The 16,007-nt window shown below is 74.6% G+C and carries 14 protein-coding genes; 4 read left to right on the forward strand and 10 right to left on the reverse strand.

The window, feature by feature from the left end; translation table 11 throughout:
- Positions 1-651: 651 nt before the first annotated feature.
- The 4 genes from C2142_RS41415 to C2142_RS03385 form a co-directional block, all read right to left on the reverse strand.
- Positions 652-1,446, reverse strand: coding sequence for a transglycosylase family protein (locus tag C2142_RS41415; protein WP_148641002.1), 795 nt, complete (start codon positions 1,444-1,446; stop codon positions 652-654).
- A 757-nt stretch (positions 1,447-2,203) separates the two neighbouring features.
- A complete protein-coding gene (locus tag C2142_RS03375) occupies positions 2,204-2,872 on the reverse strand; it encodes a response regulator transcription factor (protein WP_148641003.1) in 669 nt (222 codons plus the stop codon).
- A 132-nt stretch (positions 2,873-3,004) separates the two neighbouring features.
- Positions 3,005-4,732, reverse strand: coding sequence for a histidine kinase (locus C2142_RS03380; protein WP_148641004.1), 1,728 nt, complete (start codon positions 4,730-4,732; stop codon positions 3,005-3,007).
- A 188-nt stretch (positions 4,733-4,920) separates the two neighbouring features.
- The gene (locus C2142_RS03385) at positions 4,921-7,434 is read right to left on the reverse strand and encodes a SpoIIE family protein phosphatase (protein ID WP_241002349.1); all 2,514 of its coding nucleotides are present in this window, start codon (positions 7,432-7,434) and stop codon (positions 4,921-4,923) included.
- Positions 7,435-7,542: 108 nt separating this feature from the next.
- Between C2142_RS03385 and C2142_RS03390 the strand changes: the two genes are divergently transcribed.
- Entirely contained in the window at positions 7,543-7,872 is a 330-nt protein-coding gene (locus C2142_RS03390; protein WP_148641006.1) for a DUF4326 domain-containing protein, read from the forward strand.
- A 4-nt stretch (positions 7,873-7,876) separates the two neighbouring features.
- Here the strand turns inward: C2142_RS03390 and C2142_RS03395 are convergent, their stop codons facing one another.
- Positions 7,877-8,443, reverse strand: a complete 567-nt coding sequence (locus tag C2142_RS03395) for a Uma2 family endonuclease (RefSeq protein WP_148641007.1) — start codon at positions 8,441-8,443, stop codon at positions 7,877-7,879.
- A gap of 211 nt (positions 8,444-8,654) precedes the next feature.
- Between C2142_RS03395 and C2142_RS03400 the strand changes: the two genes are divergently transcribed.
- The gene (locus C2142_RS03400) at positions 8,655-9,962 is read left to right on the forward strand and encodes a PQQ-binding-like beta-propeller repeat protein (protein WP_148641008.1); all 1,308 of its coding nucleotides are present in this window, start codon (positions 8,655-8,657) and stop codon (positions 9,960-9,962) included.
- Between the two features lie 100 nt (positions 9,963-10,062).
- Positions 10,063-10,698: a uridine kinase gene (locus C2142_RS03405; protein WP_148641009.1), complete on the forward strand. Its 636-nt coding sequence runs from the start codon at positions 10,063-10,065 to the stop codon at positions 10,696-10,698.
- Here the strand turns inward: C2142_RS03405 and C2142_RS03410 are convergent.
- Positions 10,646-11,500, reverse strand: a complete 855-nt coding sequence (locus tag C2142_RS03410) for a DNA-formamidopyrimidine glycosylase family protein (RefSeq protein WP_148641010.1) — start codon at positions 11,498-11,500, stop codon at positions 10,646-10,648. The genes C2142_RS03405 and C2142_RS03410 overlap by 53 nt on opposite strands.
- A gap of 74 nt (positions 11,501-11,574) precedes the next feature.
- On the reverse strand, positions 11,575-12,039 hold the full coding sequence (locus tag C2142_RS03415) for a universal stress protein (protein WP_148641011.1): 465 nt from the start codon (positions 12,037-12,039) through the stop codon (positions 11,575-11,577).
- Between the two features lie 138 nt (positions 12,040-12,177).
- Here C2142_RS03415 and C2142_RS03420 point away from each other — a divergent pair, with 138 nt between their 5' ends.
- Complete coding sequence (locus C2142_RS03420) at positions 12,178-12,585, forward strand: hypothetical protein (protein WP_148641012.1); 408 nt, start codon at positions 12,178-12,180, stop codon at positions 12,583-12,585.
- A gap of 107 nt (positions 12,586-12,692) precedes the next feature.
- Here the strand turns inward: C2142_RS03420 and C2142_RS03425 are convergent, their stop codons facing one another.
- The 3 genes from C2142_RS03425 to C2142_RS03435 all read right to left on the reverse strand — a co-directional run bounded on the left by C2142_RS03425 (position 12,693) and on the right by C2142_RS03435 (position 15,907).
- Positions 12,693-13,703, reverse strand: a complete 1,011-nt coding sequence (locus tag C2142_RS03425) for a zinc metalloprotease (RefSeq protein WP_148641013.1) — start codon at positions 13,701-13,703, stop codon at positions 12,693-12,695.
- Between the two features lie 310 nt (positions 13,704-14,013).
- Positions 14,014-14,673: an ATP-binding protein gene (locus C2142_RS03430; RefSeq protein WP_241002350.1), complete on the reverse strand. Its 660-nt coding sequence runs from the start codon at positions 14,671-14,673 to the stop codon at positions 14,014-14,016.
- Between the two features lie 307 nt (positions 14,674-14,980).
- Positions 14,981-15,907 carry an LLM class F420-dependent oxidoreductase gene (locus C2142_RS03435; RefSeq protein WP_148641014.1) on the reverse strand — a complete coding sequence of 309 codons (927 nt, stop codon included), beginning with the start codon at positions 15,905-15,907 and terminating at the stop codon, positions 14,981-14,983.
- Positions 15,908-16,007 lie beyond the last annotated feature (100 nt).

The raw sequence follows: 16,007 nt of genomic DNA on the forward strand, positions 1-16,007 counted from the left end.
GGAGTACCGCCTGACCGGGCACCCCGTGACCGCAGCGGGCTGGCTCGACAAGCCCCGTGAGTACGACCTGTAGTTCAGCACGTCCGCCCCGCCGGCACTGCGGTGCCGACGGGGCGTTTCGTCACCCCTGGCAGTCCTCGCAGCAGCCTCGGCGCGCCCCGACACAGCCGACACCGCCCGAGCGCCGGGAGCCGGTGGGCCGCGCCGCGGCGAGTGCCCGCCTCCGCCTCACAGGCCGAGCCAGGCCGGGCCGGGCCGGCGCCATGGCCGCAACCAGGGACGCGACCGCAGCCGCGGGCACCCAGCCACTCCCCTCGGCCGGGTCGAGGGCCGGCCCCCTGGCGTAGCTGTTCACGCCGCGGAGCCCTCCCCCGCAGTTCGTCGCGTCGTTCCCGACGACTGTCGCGCCGGACAGTTCCCGGTCGCTTCCCAGCCGGGGCATGCCGCCGAACCCGTCCACCCGCCCCGTACCCTGGACGCGCCGGAGCGGCCACCCCCAGGAAGGGGGCGGCCGCTCGGTACGGGCGGGGTTGGCCGCCGGAGGCCCGGCTGTCAGAAACCCCCTGTCAGAAGCCCGCTGTCAGAGGTGAACTGTCAGAGGCTCAGGCGCCAGGAGCCCGCCGCCACAGCCCCACCGTCACAGCCCCACCGTCAGAGGCTCAGGGTCTGGCCCGGGAAGATGAGATCCGGGTTGCCGCCGATCGCCTTGGCGTTCTTGGCGTGCAGGCTCGCGGTGTCGGTGCCGAACTTGGCCGCGATGTCGCTCAGGGTGTCACCGCTCTTGACGGTGTAACTGCCACCGGAGGTGTTGGTGCCGACAGCGGCCGGCTTGGACGGCTTGGCCGCGTCCTGCGACTTCCAGGACTGCGGCTTCTGCGACTTCGCGGCCGGCTGGCCCTTCTCGCCCTGGGCCGGGCCCGCCTGCGGGGTCTGCGCGGGCTTGGCCTGCTGCTGGGTCTTGGGCGTGGCCGCCTTGGGCGCAGCCGCCTTCGGGGCCTCGGCCTTGGCGGCCGGGGCCGAGGTGTCGACGGCCGCCGGAGCGCCGCCCTTGGTCAGGCCGGCCTTGACGGAGCAGACCGGCCAGGCGCCGGGGCCCTGCGAGGCGAGGACTTTCTCGGCGACCGAGATCTGCTGCGCCTTTGTCGCCTGGCTGGCCTGCGACGCGTACGCGGTGCCGCCGTACGCGGCCCAGGTGGACGGGGTGAACTGCAGTCCGCCGTAGAAGCCGTTGCCGGTGCTGATGCTCCAGTTGCCACCGCTCTCGCACTGGGCGACGGCGTCCCAGGTGGAGGTGGACGCGGCGGAGGCCGAGGTGGCCGTGACGAGGCCGGCCACCGGGAGGGCCGCGACGGCCCCGCCGACCAGCACCAGGCAGGCGCGGCTGCGGCGCTTGCCCGTGGTGGCGGTGTTGGTGGTGGCAGCGGCAGTCTCGTTACGGAGTGTCATGAAAGTCCTCTCGACAAGCCCCGGGCGGGCAGGCGGAACCAGACCCCTGGCAGGGCCGTCGCGCTCACCTCACTCGACGGGCGGCCACGCACGTGTCGGACGTGCCGTGCCGCCGCGGTCACCCCCGCTCGCCGACGGCCTGTTCGAGCCGGCCGTGTCGGCGGGCACCGCCCTCGCGCCGGGGGTCAGTCGGCGGGCTGTGCATCGGGGGTGAACCCGGGTGGTGCTCGTTGCACCGCCAATGAAGCTACGGGCCCTCCGGGGCCGCCACAAGCAATTCTTGGACGCCGCAGGTCAGTTGACTGTTACCGGTGGTATCGATCATGAAACCCCATCCGAAATGACCAGGTTTGACCGCATTTTCAAGATCGAATGGTCAATTTCCGTGCCCGCGCTCACACTTGTCCACCCGTGAGCCCTCCCGCACCATCGACCCAGTGCGATCGGCAGCTGACACACCGTCACCACCGCTGCCGGAGTTCCCGGTTCCGCGCCGGACCGTCGTGGCGTCGACCACACCCGCTACCCATCGTGTCCAAGCGGTCGCGCAGCGCATGGTGCACGACCGGTCCGTATCCGACGTATCGGGTACGCCTCTGCACGCCGCCGCCGCACCCCTCTCACGCGCCCGCGCCGCCCCCGCCACCGTGCCCACGCCGCCCCACCGCCCCCGGGCCAGCCGGCCGAGGAGGGGCCGGACACGGGCGGGCCGGCCGAGGACGGGCACGGCGAGGACAGGCGGGCTGCCCGAGAACCGTCAGCCCCCGCCGTCCAGCCCCGCGTCCCGCGCGAGCAACGCCGCCTGCACCCGGTTGTCACAGCCCAGCTTGGCCAGGATCCGGCTGACGTACGTCTTCACCGTCGCCTCGCTCATGTGGATCCGGGCGCCGGCGTCCGCGTTGGAGAGCCCCTCGCCCAACAGCGCCAGCACCTCCAGCTCACGCGTGGTCAGCACCTCCAGCCGCCGCCGGGCCGCCGTGCCCCTGGCCGCGGCCGGGCCGGTGCGCGTGCCGGCCAGCGAGTCCACGATGTGCCGGGTGGCGGCGGGCGACAGGAACGCGTTGCCGGTGGCGGCGGCGCGGACGGCCTGGATCAGCTCGGCCGGCGCGGTGTCCTTGAGCAGGAACCCCGCGCCGCCCTCGGTGATGGCGCGCAGTACGTTGTCACGCTCCCCGAAGGTGGTGAGGATCAGCGCCCGCGCCCCCGGTACCACCCGGCGCAGCTCGCCGAGCGCCGTGAGCCCGTCCATCACCGGCATCTGGATGTCCAGCAGGACGACGTCCACTCTGTGTGCCAGGGCGAGATCGAGGGCCTGACGGCCGTCGGCGGCCTCGGCGACCACGTCGATGTCGTCGGCAGAGGACAGGATCATCCTGATCCCGGCCCGGATGAGCGGCTCGTCGTCGGCGACGAGGACTCGGATCACTGCTGGTCATCCCCTCGGTAAGTGCGGGTGGCGCTGCTCGGCACCATCCTCACACCTCCCGTGCCCGGCCCTTCCCGCGGTCGGGTGTTCCGGCCGGGCCCCCCGGTCAGGCCCTCCGGTCGGGCCGTCCGGTCAGGACTTCACCGGGTAGTGCTGCTTCTCGACCAGGGCGCCGTCCTTGAAGCAGAGCCGCACGATGTTGTCCTCGCCCCACGTGTCGGTCGTCTCCTCGGAGAGGAAGTAGCGGCACGCCGCTCCCGCCGGCGGGGTCGGGCCGGAGCCCTCGTAGCCCTTGGTGAAGAAGGCGTTGCCAGCCGGCAGGCGCTTCTCCACCTCGGCCTGCGGCATGCCGACCTGGATCGAGTCGTACACCGACCGCTTCACGGTCGCCTCGCCGGCGGCACGGACGAAGGAGACCACCCCCCAGGCCAGCAGGCCGCCGACGACGAGCAGGACCACCAGCCCGCTGAGCGCGCAGCCGAGCGCGGGACTGCGCCACCGCCGTGCACCGGGCCCGCCGTCGGCCGCCGGCAAGGCGTCCAGCAGCCACGCCTCCGCACCCGCCACCCCGGCCACGTCTCCGGCGCCGCCGGCCGCACCCGCCGTTCCGGCCACCGACCCGTCCGCAGGCGCCCCGCCCGCCCCCTCGTACGGCAGCACGGCGGCGAGCCGGAACCCCGCCTCCGGTGTGGGCCCGGCGTGCACCATCCCGCCGACCAGCCGGGCCCGCTCGCGCAGGCCGGTCAGCCCCTGGCCGCCGCTGACCGCCGCCGCCACGCCGGCCGCGTGGACACCGACCGGCTCGGGTGCCCGCGGGTTGACGACCTCCACCACCAGCGCGTCCGGCTCGTAGCGCAGGGCGACGGTGATGACCGCGCCGGGCGCGTGCTTGTGCGCGTTGGTCAGCGCCTCCTGGACTATCCGGTAGGCGGCGTGGCCGACGTTGGCGGCCGGCGGCCGGCGATCACCCGCCTCGCTGAAGGAGACCGGCGTCCCGGCCGCGCGGGAGGACTCGACCAGCTTCGTGATGTCGTCCAGTCCGCCCGTCCGCCCGGTGCCGGGCGTCGTTGCGGCGGCCGGCGCCGGCAGCGGGGCGGTCGACTCGTCGTGCAGCACGCCGACCACCTCGCGCAGCTCGCGCATCGCGGCGACGGCGGCCAGCCGCAGGACGCCGACGGCCTCCCGCTGGCGGTCGGTGAGCGTGCGGTCCACCTCCAGCGCCCCGGTGTGGACGGATATCAGGGCGAGCTGGTGGCCCAGGCTGTCGTGCATGTCCTGGGCGATCCGGTGCCGCTCGCGCAGCCGGGCCTGGTGCGCAACCATGGTCCGCTCGCGCAGCAACTGGTCGTTGCGCTCGCGCAGCGCGTCCAGCAACGCCCGGCGCTGCGCCCGGTAGCGGCCCCAGAGCGCGGGCAGCACGGCGAGCAGCAGGAACCCGCCGAGCGAGAACCCGATCATCAGCTTGACCGGCGCCGACCCGATGTCCTTGACCACGCCGACGGCCGTCATCAGCAGGAACCCGCCGGTGAACGAGCCGGCCAGCACGCCGACCCGCTTCACCCGGGCGCCGGCCGACCAGCCGGCGCAGACCAGCAGCGGCAGCGGCCCTGCGGCCCAGCCGCTCGCGGCGGCGGTGAGCACCAGGACGGTCGCCGGCAGCCCGCGCCGGAGCAGGAAGAGCACGGCGGTGCCCGGCCCGGAGAGCAGGAAGAGGCCGGAGTCGCTGCCGGCCTCAAGCGGCATCGCCAGCGCGCCCAGCAGCAGCGCGCCGCCGACCTCGCGCACCACCAGCCCGGGCCGCCAGGGCCCGGGAAACGCCGTCCGTACCGCCTTCGACCAGGCCTTCGCCAGTGCATCCACCCGTCGAGGCTAGCGAAGCCGCCGCACCGGGCGCCTTCACCCTTCGTCTAGATCCACCCCCGACGAAAGTCGCGTCCGCTCGCCTGACGAAAGTCGCGTCTGTCTCTCCCGAGGACGATGGCGCCCCCGGCTGCCCGCCCCCGACCAGCCGCCTCACCCGTACGCGCCGCCTCACCCGACCCGCCGCCTCACCCGTACGCGGTGAGCAGCAGCGCCACGTCGTCCACCCGGTGCGTGGAGCCGACCTCGTGCAGCAGCACCTCCGCCAGCCGGTCCAGCCCGTCCCCGCCCTGGCCCGCCACCCCGGCGGTGCGCGCGAGGGCGGCCCGCAGCCGGTCCACGCCCTCGTCGATCGGCACCGCCGGGTCCTCGACCAGGCCGTCCGTGTAGAGCGCGAGCAGCGATCCCCGGGACAGCCGCAGCTCGGTGACCGGGTACTCGGCCGTCTGGTCGACCCCGAGCAGCGGCCCGCCCGCGACGTACAGCGCCTCGGTGTGCCCGTCGGGGTGGCGCAGCACCGGCGGCAGGTGTCCGGCGCGGGCGATCAGGGCGCTGCCGTCGGAGGGGGTGAAGCGGATCAGACAGCTGCTGGCGAGCAGCCCGGGGTCGAGGTCGAGCAGGAGCTGGTTGGTACGGACGAGCACCTCGTCCGGCGGGTGGCCGCCGGTGGTGAAGGCCCGCACGGCGCTGCGGAGCTGGCCCATGGTGGCGGCGGCACCGACGCTGTGGCCCTCGACGTCGCCGATGACGAGCGTGAGGTCGCGGCCGGTGACGACGGCGTCGTACCAGTCGCCGCCGATCTCCATGCCCTGGGTGCCGGGCAGGTAGCGGGCGGCGATCCGGACGTCGTCCAGCCGCGGCAGCCGGTGCGGCAGCAGGGCCTGCTGGAGGCCGCGGGCGAGCGCGAACTCGGCGTCGTAGAGCCGGGCGCGCTCCAGCGCCTGGGCGATGAAGCCGCCGAGGGCCGTGAGCAGGCCGCGCTCCTCCAGCGTGAACGCGCGGGTCTCGTCGAAGCCGATGATGCAGCTGCCGACCGGGTGGCCGGAGGCGATCAGCGGCAGGAAGGCCCAGGCGCGCATCTCGTCCAGGGCGATGGCGGGGTAGGCGGCCGCGAGGTCGTGGACGGACTCGAAGAAGATCGGCGTGCCGGTGCTGAGCGCCTCGGCGCCGGGGACGCGGGCACCGATCGGAGTGCCTTCGAAGCGGTCCAGGAACCCGTCCGGGTAGCCGCTCTGCGAGATCAGGTGCAGTCGCTTGTCGCGGACGGCGTAGATGGCCAGCTCCTGGCCGCCGAACGCCGGCAGGATCTCGTCGGCGACGGCGCGGCAGACCTCCTTGACGGTGACGGCCTCGGTGAGCGCACTGGCGAGCTGGAGCAGGTGGTACATGCCGCCGACGCCGGTCCGGACGCCGGGCGGGGGCTCGCTCGGCGGCGGCCCGGCCGCGCCGGGCGGCGGCTCGGCGGCGACCACCCGGCCCGTGACGCCGTGCGCGTCGGGGTAGAGCGAGAAGGCGAACCAGTCGTCCGGCGGCCGGGCCGCCAGGAACGCGGTGGGCTGCTGGGAGAGCATCGCGGCCCGGTAGCGGTTCTCGTACACCGGGTCGGACAGCCAGGGCAGTGCCTCCCAGGGGTGGAGTCCGACCAGGTCCTCCCGCCGGGTGCGCAGCAGCAGCTCGACGCTGCGGTTGGCGTAGGTGATCCGGCCGTCCGGGTCGAGCGAGAAGACGCCGTCGCGCAGGCGTTCCACGGCGGCGGCCGCGGCGGTGCCGGTCCGGGTGTCGAGGACGGCGCCGACCAGGTGGGTGCGCACCTCCGGGCCGCCCTCGGGGACGCGGCCCCAGAGCTCGACGGGGTACGGGTGGCCCTCCCGGTCCAGTACCCGGACCCGGGCGGCCAGCACCCGGCCGTGGTCGAGGGCGGCGCGGGCGGCGGACCGGAACTCCGGCAGGTCGCCGGGGGCGATCCGGGTGGTCAGGCTGGCCACGCGGCCGTCGAACCCGGCGGGGTCGAGGCCGAAGATCTCGCAGAACTGGTCGTCGACGGAGAGCGCCCCGGTGGCCACGTTCCAGTCGAACAACCCCACCCGGGTGCTCGGCGGGGTCGCCGGCACCAGCTCGACGACGGCGGTGTCGCCGTTCGGCTCGACGGGGTGCCCGTTCGCCTCAAGGGCCGCCAGCCCGGCCGCGAGCCGGTCGGCCGCCGCGCCCAGGTGCCGCCGCGCGTTCTCCGGCACCCCCTCGTCGGAGGCCGCCCAGAGCACGCTGATCACCCCGTACCGTTCCTCGCCCGCGGTGACCGGCACGCACGCCGAGGCGAAGTCGTACGGCATGCCGACGGCGAGCTGCGGGAAGCGCCGCATCGTGTCTTCGGTGTCGGACAGCGTGATCATCCGCCCGGTGCGGTAGCTCACCGCCACCGGCAGCGGCCCGGCCGCGGCCACCCGGCGGAACGCGCTGACGATCGACAGCGGCACGCCCGCGATCGTGCAGAGCACCAGCGACCGTCGGTCGCGCGAGCGCAGGTACGCCATGCCGCCGTAGGCGTCGGTGCTGCCGATCGCCTTCCGGACGGCGGTGGCGAGCAGCGCGTCGCGCTCGTGCGCCGCCCTGGCGGCGGCATCACTCTCCCGGGGGCGGTGCGTGTCGGGTCGCGCCGCCCGGGCACCGCCGGTCACGTGCGGACCGGCCTGGTCCGCTGGCACACCCTGGCGCATTCTCCCTTGCTACGCCCGGGTCAAGAGACTGTCAAGGCGAGCCCGGGCCCCCGCCCCGGCGTGCCCGGCGCCCCCGGCTGCGCCAGCATGGTCACCATGGCGCACAGCCGGCCGGGCCCGACCACCGTCGTCAACCTCAAGGGTCACCGTGACGACCCCGCGTACGCCGATGTCGTCTACGTCGGCCGCGCGATGCACCGCGGCGGCTGGCACCTCCCCGAACACGCGCTGCACTGCCCCTACCGCCCCGGCCCGGACCTCACGCGCGAGCAGATGCTCGCCGACTACCGCGCCTACCTGCTGGCCCGTCCCGAGCTGCTCGCCCTGGTCCCCTCCCTCCGCGGGCACCGCCTCGGCTGCTGGTGCGTCCCCCTCCCCTGCCACGCCCAGGTCCTCGCCGACCTCGCCGACCACGGCACGCCGTAGCAGTTCAGAGCGCCCCGAGGTCGATCTCCACCGGGAACGGCACCGTCGCCCTCACCGTGCCGGTGAACACCTCACCCTCGCGGTAGGCGCAGCCCGCCGGGTCCAGAAGGGACGTATACACAACGGGGGCGCCCGATGCCGCCTGTTCGACCCTCCAGTAGAACGGGATGCCGGCCTTCGCGTACTGATCCACCTTGACCACCCGGTCGGTGGTCTCCGACCCCGGCGAGACGACCTCCACGACCAGCGCCACGTGCTCGGGCCTGGTGGGGGCGATGTCGATGGTGTCCGCCCGGTAGACAACCACGTCCGGGCGGCGGTTGTTCAACGGCACGTCCTGCAACCGGACGTCGAAGTCCGTGTCGGCGTTCCACTCGACGCCACCGGCCCGGTCCAGTGCGTTCGCCAGGAGACGGGCCAACCGGTTGTGGCGCTTGGAGGCGCTCGGGCTCACGACCACCATTCCATCCACGATCTCGATGCCCGCGCACTGCTCCTCGGACCAGGAGTCGTACTGCTCGCTGGTGATCTGCCGGTGCATCCACGCGGGTGCGATCATCTCGGCGCTCACGGCCTGCCTCCCCGGAGCCTGCTCGACGGACTTGTGTTGCGCAGCACAGCCTACTGTCTCGGGCTGACGGAGCGGCGGCGCCGGACGGCCGCCTGCGAACCGTTCGGGCGGCCTTCGATATCCTCCCTCGGACAGGGCGGCGCAGCGGCCGCCCCGGGGGAAGTGAGTAGCGAAGATGCAGCCGGCCGGGTCCGACCGTTCCGAAGCGCGTGTGCCCGAGCAGCCCGGGCGGCCCGACGGGGAGGCCGGGGCGTCGTGGCAGTGGGACGGCGAGGAGGACGGGGGGTCGGAGGCGCCGGAGGACGTGGTGAGCGGAGGTGCCGGGGAGGACGGCGGGCCCCGGCTGAGCCGGCGGCGGCTGCTGACCGGGGCCGGGGTGCTGGCGGCGGGCGGGGCGGTCTGGGCGTTCTCCCGCGCCGGTGGCGGGGCGGACCCCGCGCCGCCGAGGCCGCGGCCGACCCGGCTGGCCGGGCCGGAACCGCTCTGGACGTACCGGGGCCCGGAGGCGATGACGCCCGAGCGGCTGAGCGACCGCCCCTCCCGGCCGGTCTTCCTCTCCCGTTCCGGACTCCAGGTGCTCGACCCTGCGACCGGCACCCCGGTGCGCACGCTGGACTTCGCCCTGCCCAAGACGGACTGGCCGAGCGACGTCGAGCTGTCGAACGGCCGCGTGGTCATCGGCGGCGACCGGGTGTACACGGCCTCCAACGGCCACGTCGACAGCCGCCACCTCACCGACCCGGCCTCGGAGTGGAGCCTTCCGCTGCCCGAGGAGCTGGGCACCGGCATCACGCTGTTCGGCTGCGACGGCGACCTCGTCTACGGGCGGGCCATGCCCCGGCCGTACAACGGGAGCGACAACCTGTTCGCCGTGCGCTACCGCGAGAACGTGGTGACGTGGGCCCGCCCGTCGACGGGCTCCGAGCGGCCGCTCACGCCGCTCACCTCGGTCGGCGGCCGCGTCCCCTTCTTCGACACCTCGACCGCCGGCACCCACCTGGTGCTGCTGGAGACCGCCACCGGCAAGCGGCTCTGGGAGATGCCGGTCGAGGTGAGCCTGAACTGGGCCGTCGCCGACGCCGAGCACGTCTACGCTCCCGCCGGCACGGCCGGTCTGCGGGCCCTGCGGCTGGCCGACGGCGCCCCGCGCTGGTCGGTGGCGCCCGGCCCGAACGAGGAGTGGCGCCTGCTGCCGCCGGTCAGCGACGGGACCCGGGTCTACGTGCCCCGCGACGACGGCGTGGTCACCGCGTACGCCGCGGCCACCGGCGCCAGGCTCTGGGTGCACCGGCTGCCGTTCCGGCTGGACCGCCGCAGCCGCCCGCTGCCGGCCGGGCCGACGCTGTTCGTGCCGGGGCCGGCCGCCGCCGGCGTCTGCGCGCTCGACGCCGCGACCGGCGAGGAGCGCTGGACGTTCCGGGACTCCGGGCCGGGCGTGGACGTCTGGTCGCTCTCCAACGACGCCCAGCGCCTCTACGCCGGCCACGACGACGTCCTGCACGCCCTCCCCCTCCCGTGACCCCGTGGCCCGTAACCCCCGGGCGCCGTCTCATGTCCCCCGGCCACCACCCGTGACCCCGGGGCCGTCAGGCCGGCCGGCGCCGGGGCAGGATGGGCGGATGCAGGTACACCCGATCTCGCCCGACCGGCTCGCCGAGCTCCTCGCCGACCGCATCACCGCGCTCCCCGGGGCCGGGGAGCGGTGGCTGCGGGTGGCGGTGGACGGTGCCGCGGCGGCGCGGCCCGGCGAGCTGGCGGACGCCCTGGTGGAACCGCTGCGGCTGCGCGGGCACCCGACACTGCGGGTGTCCGCGGCGGGATTCCTCCGCCCGGCCTCGGTGCGGCTGGAGTACGGCAGGCAGGACGCGGACGCCTTCCACGACCTGTGGCTGGACGACGGGGCCCTGCTGCGCGAGGTGCTGGACCCGCTGGAGCCGGGGGGCAGCGGCCGCGTCCTGCCCTCGCTGCGCGACCCGCTGACGGACCGTTCGACCCGCGCTCCCTACACCGAACTGCCGCCCGGCGGAGTCCTGTTGCTGGACGGCGCACTGTTGCTCGGCCGCTGGCTCCCGCTGGAGCTGACCGTCCACCTGGCGCTCTCCCCGGCCGCGCTGGCCCGCCGCACCCCGCCCGGGGAGCAGTGGACGCTGCCGGCCTTCGCCCGCTACGAGGCCGAGACCGTCCCCGCCGACCTCGCCGACCTCATCGTCCGGGCCGACGACCCCCGCCGCCCGGCCCTGGTCGAGAGCCCGTAGGCCGGGCCTCGGGCGCGGGGCCGCGCTGGCAGTACGGACACCAGAACGCCACCCGCTCCTGCGGCGGCGTCCCCTGTTGCGCCGTCAGCACCAGCGTGCCGCAGCGCGGGCAGGGGCACCCGGCGCGGCCGTAGACCCAGTGCTGGTGGCCGCGGCGGGTGTCGCCGGTGGTGACGTGGCCGTCGCGCAGCCTGTTGGCGTCGAGGAGCTGCCGGGCCCGCTCCACCAGCCGGTCGGGGCGCGGCAGTTCACCGACCGGGGTCCACGGGGTGACGCCGGCGAGGAAGCAGAGTTCGTTGGCGTAGACGTTGCCGACGCCGGCCAGGTTGCGCTGGTCGAGGAGGGCCTCGGCGACCGGCCGGCCGGGGTGCGCGAGGAGCCGGCGGACGGCCTCCGCCTGGTCCCAGTCCGGGCCGAGCAGATCGGGCCCGAGGTGTCCGACGGCGCGCTGTTCGTCGGCGGTGCGCAGCAGTTCGACGACGGGCAGCCGGTAGCCGACCGCGGTTCCCTCCTCGGTGCCGAGGACGGCGCGGATCTGCCAGGCGGGCCCGCCCGCCCAGCGCTCGCCGGGGCGGTAGACCTCCCAGCGGCCGTCCATCCGCAGGTGGGTGTGGAGGGTGAGGCCGCCTTCGAGGCGGGTGAGCAGGTGCTTGCCGCGCGGGGCGACCTCCAGCACCCGCCGCCCGGCGAGCCCGGCGGTGGCGTGCGCGGGCACCCGCAGGTCCGCGGTGGTCAGCACCCGGCCGGCGAGGGCCTCGTGCAGCCGGGCCGCCGCACGGTAGACGGAGTCACCTTCTGGCATGTCTCCATCCTCTCCCGCCGGCGCCCCGGCGCGCATCGGCAGGCCGGTAGCAGGTGCACCGCCGGGCGGTGCGGTCAGCCGGCCGCCGCGGGCGCCGGCTGGTCGCGAACCACGACGACCGGGCACGGGGCGTGCTCGGTGAGGTGCCGGCTGACGGAGCCGAGCAGCGCGCCGGAGAAGCCGCCGAGGCCACGGCTGCCGACGACGACCAGAACGGCGCCGACGGCCGACTCCAGCAGCGCCTGGGCGGCATTGCCGGGCACCACGGCCTCGGTGATCCGCACCCCGGGGTCGTCCCCGACGACCTTGGTGACGGTCTCGGCGAGGGTCCGCCCGGCCAGCTCCTCGGGGTTGAACCCCTCGGCCGGGGGCACGCTCAGCCCGGCCCAGCCGTAGAAGGCGGGGTACTCCCAGGCCGCGATCGCGTTGACACTGCCGCCCACCAGCCGGGCGTAGTCGACGGCCCAGCGCAGCGCGTGCTCCGAAGCGGGCGAGCCGTCCACGCCGACGACGATCCGGGGGGTGGCGCTGTTGGCCATGCCGCTGCTCCTTGTTCGAGTGCTACCTCGGCTTCACCAGCCTCTGCCTCCCAGAACATAGATCAAAAGGGACATTCCACCACTGATTGCCACGCCGGGAGCGCCGAACGCTTTCGATGTCTGTGCGATCCTGACCGGATGGCGAGGAACAGGCCGAGGAAGCCGCATCTCACCCCCGGATTCGCCGGGACCCTGTCGGCACCGGAGCGGCCGGAGGGGGACGCGAGCCCCGTGCCCGTCCGGTCGCCGGTCGCCGACCGCGGGTTCACCGATGCGGCCGGTTGCCGCTGGACGCTGGCCCGGGGCCCGCTGGACCCGCGACGGGCCAAGCGGCTGGCCGTGAGCGCCGACCTGATGTCCATGGGCACGGCCTACGACGACGAGCAGGAGCTCTGGTTCCCGGCGTTCCTCCCCGAGGCGGACCGCCCGGGCGCCTGGCTGGAGGCCGGCAGCCGGTACGACGTCGACGAGCTGCTGTCGTACCTGGCCTACGAGTTCACCGACCAGGACGGCCGGACGCTGCTCTACATCCAGACGTTCTGCTGAGATCCGGACGTTCTGCCGAGCCCGGCCCGGGCCGGGACATGGTACTGGCGGGTGCGCGGGCCCCATCACCCACGCACCCGCCAGGGTTTCAGGCAGCCGGAGCCGCGTCAGGCCCGGTAGGCGGCCCAGGAGTTGGACATCCTGGCGACCTGACCGGGGGTGAACTGCGTCATGCAGGAGTCGTACGTGTAGTCCATGAAGTTGTGGATCGGGTCGAGGCCGGTCGCGGTGCAGGTGTCGCGGCCCGCGGGGCACTGGTAGGCGGCGCTCTTCTCGGCCGGGGTGTCGGAGACGTAGTCGCCCTGGCCGCTGCAGCCGCCCTGGAAGGTGTGGTAGAGACCGAGCCAGTGGCCGACCTCGTGGGTGGCGGTGTCACCCTCGTTGTAGTTGGCGGCCGAGCCGCCGGGGAACGAGGAGTCGAGGATGACGACGCCGTCGTCGCTCGGGTTCCCCTTGTAGGAGCTGGGGAACGTCGCCCAGCCGAGCAGCGACTGGCCGAGCTTGGCGGTGTAGAGGTTGAGGGCGCTGGCCCCGCCCTTGCGCAGCGAGCTCTTCATCGCCTTCTCGGCCGAGGAGCCCGGGGTGACGCCGTTGTACCAGGTCCCGTTGTCGGTGTAATCGGTGCCGACCAGCTGGAACTGGAACTGGCTGGCGGTGTTGCCCGCCCCCTGGCCGCTGTAGGCGGCGTTGAGCACGGAGATCTGCTTCCCGATGTCCGTCGAGCTGAGCTTGCCCGTCGTCCCGGAGTGGATGACGTGCACGTACACCGGGATGGTGGTGGTCGCGGCCAGCGCGCCGGGGGCGAGCAGCGTGCCGCCCTGGGAGGAGGTCGCCAGCTTGGCCACCCGGGCCTGGAGGTCCGCGTCCATGGCCTTGGCCTGGGCGTCGGTGACGGCGTTGGGCTCCTGGCCGACGGCGCTGCCCGCGGGCTTGCGGGCGCCCGCGTCCTGGTTCTGCGCACCGTCCCCGCCGACGCACTGGCCGGCCGGGGCCTGGGCGGCGGCGGTGGAGAACGAGGCGGGTGCGGCGAACTGGGTGAGCCCGAGCGCGGCGACGAGGGCGGCGGCGCTGAGGAATCTGCGGGAAACGCTCGAAGGGACGCGGGCAGAACGACGCATCTGCGCTCCTGAGGGGGGAGTTGTGGGGGGTGGCGGCTGTTCGGGGGAGCCGCCGAGCCAAGGCTACGCAGGGCCGCGTGTACGCGTCAGTTGTCTTCCAGCCTGAAAGTTCTGACGACAATTCGGACATAACCCGGAAGCCTGATCGATAGACACCGGTCACAGGTGGAGCATTTCCGGTGTCGCGCGATCGCAGCGATGACCCCGAGTTGTCCGAAAGTTGACACCCCGTCCGCCCCGGAAAGCCCCGGCAGGCCCCGGAGGGCCACCCGGACGGGTCGGCGGGCGGCCCCGCACCGCCTCGCCGAGACTACGACGCCACGAAGACGATCTCCCGTAGGGCACGCGCACCGGCCCGGTCGAGTACCACGGCCGACGCACAGCCGGCCGGCGGCTCCCCCGCACCCGCCAGCCTGCGGCGCAGCCGCCGGGCGGACTCGCGGTGCCGCGCGAAGGCGTACGCGGAGACCCGCTGCCCGCGGGCGTGCTGACCGCCCCGGGCCTCGTCGGCGCTGGCATCCAGCAGGATCAGGTGCACCCGCCGCCCCTGCCGGGCCGCCGCCCGGACGAGCCAGCCCCGCACCCAGGGCAGCGCCCCGCAGTCGTGCACCGCGAGCGGGCCGCCGTCGAGCACCGCGCGGCGCAGCCGCCGGTAGTGCGCGGCCCGGACCAGCGGCCGGTAGACGAAATACGGCAGCCAGCCGGGCAGCCGGGCCGCGTACTCGGCCCGCACCTGCTGGGAGTCGACCAGCCGGGCGGTGATGCACCGGCGCATCAGGGTGCTCTTGCCGCTGCCGGGCAGGCCGGAGACGACCAGCAGGTCGTCGGACCGGTAGTGCAGCGCGGCCGGCGCCTGCCCGGGACCGCCCTGCCGCAGGTCGTGCAGTCCGCGCGGGCGCAGCACCGGGCCGAGCGGACCGGCCTGGCCGTCCGCCCGCGCCGGGGCGCCTCCGCCGGCGGATCGCGGCACAGGCACCTGGGCCCCGGGCAGGCCCGCTCCGGACGGTCCCGTGCCGGTGGGCCCCGCCCCCGGCACCGTCGTCTTCGCCACCGGCACTCCCCCCTGACTCCCCGGCCTCCGCCTTTCGAAGGAGCCTGCCCTCCTCCAAGAGGAAGTAAAGACTAGTGGTCAGCGGCGGTCCGGCCGAGTCCTTTCACCGTCCGCTCACAGCACCGCACCGCCGCCACCCGGGCGCCGACGGCCGGCGACGCCGGGCCTGCGACGGGGGTGACGGCGGCGACGGGGGTGACGGCCGCGCGGCGGACGTCCGGGCCGGTCAGCCCAGCTGCGGGGCGATCCGGGAGGCGATCAGCTCCAGGTGGTCCAGGTCGTCCAGGTCGAGGATCTGGAGGTAGACGCGCCCGGTGCCGACGGCGGCGTAGCGGCCGAGCTTCTCCACCACCTCGTCCGGGGTGCCGGCCAGGCCGTTGGCCTTCAGTTCGCCGACCTCGCGGCCGATCGCGGCGGCCCGGCGGGCCACCTCGGCGTCGTCCCGGCCGACGCAGGCGACCAGGGCGTTGGAGTACACCAGGTCGTCGGCCTGCCGGCCGGCCTGCTCCACGGCGGCGCGGACGCGCCCGAACTGGGCGGCGCTCTCCTCGACCGAGGTGAACGGCATGTTGAACTCGTCGGCGAAGCGGGCGGCCAGCACCGGGGTGCGGGTCGGGCCCTTGCCGCCGACCAGGACGGGGATCCTCTCCTGGACGGGCTTGGGCAGCGCCGGCGAGTCGGTCAGCCGGTAGTACCGCCCCTCGAAGTCGAAGGTGTCGCCGAGCTTGGTGTTCCAGAGGCCGGTGACGATCGCCAGCTGCTCCTCCAGCCGCCCGAACTTCTCCTTCGGAAAGGGGATGCCGTACGCGGTGTGCTCCTCCTCGTACCAGCCGGCGCCGAGGCCGAACTCGACCCGGCCGCCGCTCATCGCGTCGACCTGCGCGACCTGGATGGCGAGCACCCCGGGCAGCCGGAAGGTGGCGGCGGTCATCAGGGTGCCGAGCCGGATGGTGCTGGTGTCGCGGGCCAGGCCGGCCAGGGTGATCCAGGCGTCGGTCGGGCCGGGCAGGCCGCTGACACCGCCCATCTTCAGGTAGTGGTCGGAGCGGAAGAAGGCGCTGAAGGCGCCGAGCTCCTCCGCGGTCCGGGCGACGCGCAGCAGCGTGTCGTAGCTCGCGCCCTGCTGCGGTTCGGTGAAGATTCGAAGATCCATACGGGCCATTCTGGTCCAGAGCATCCCGCGCTCACGGCGGTTCGCCGGACACGGCGGGCGTCGGGGCGGCGAACGGCGGCGGTCCACGGGGTGGCCGGGG

The organism is Streptomyces sp. CB01881, assembly GCF_002953255.1.
Classification (GTDB): Bacteria; Actinomycetota; Actinomycetes; order Streptomycetales; family Streptomycetaceae; genus Kitasatospora.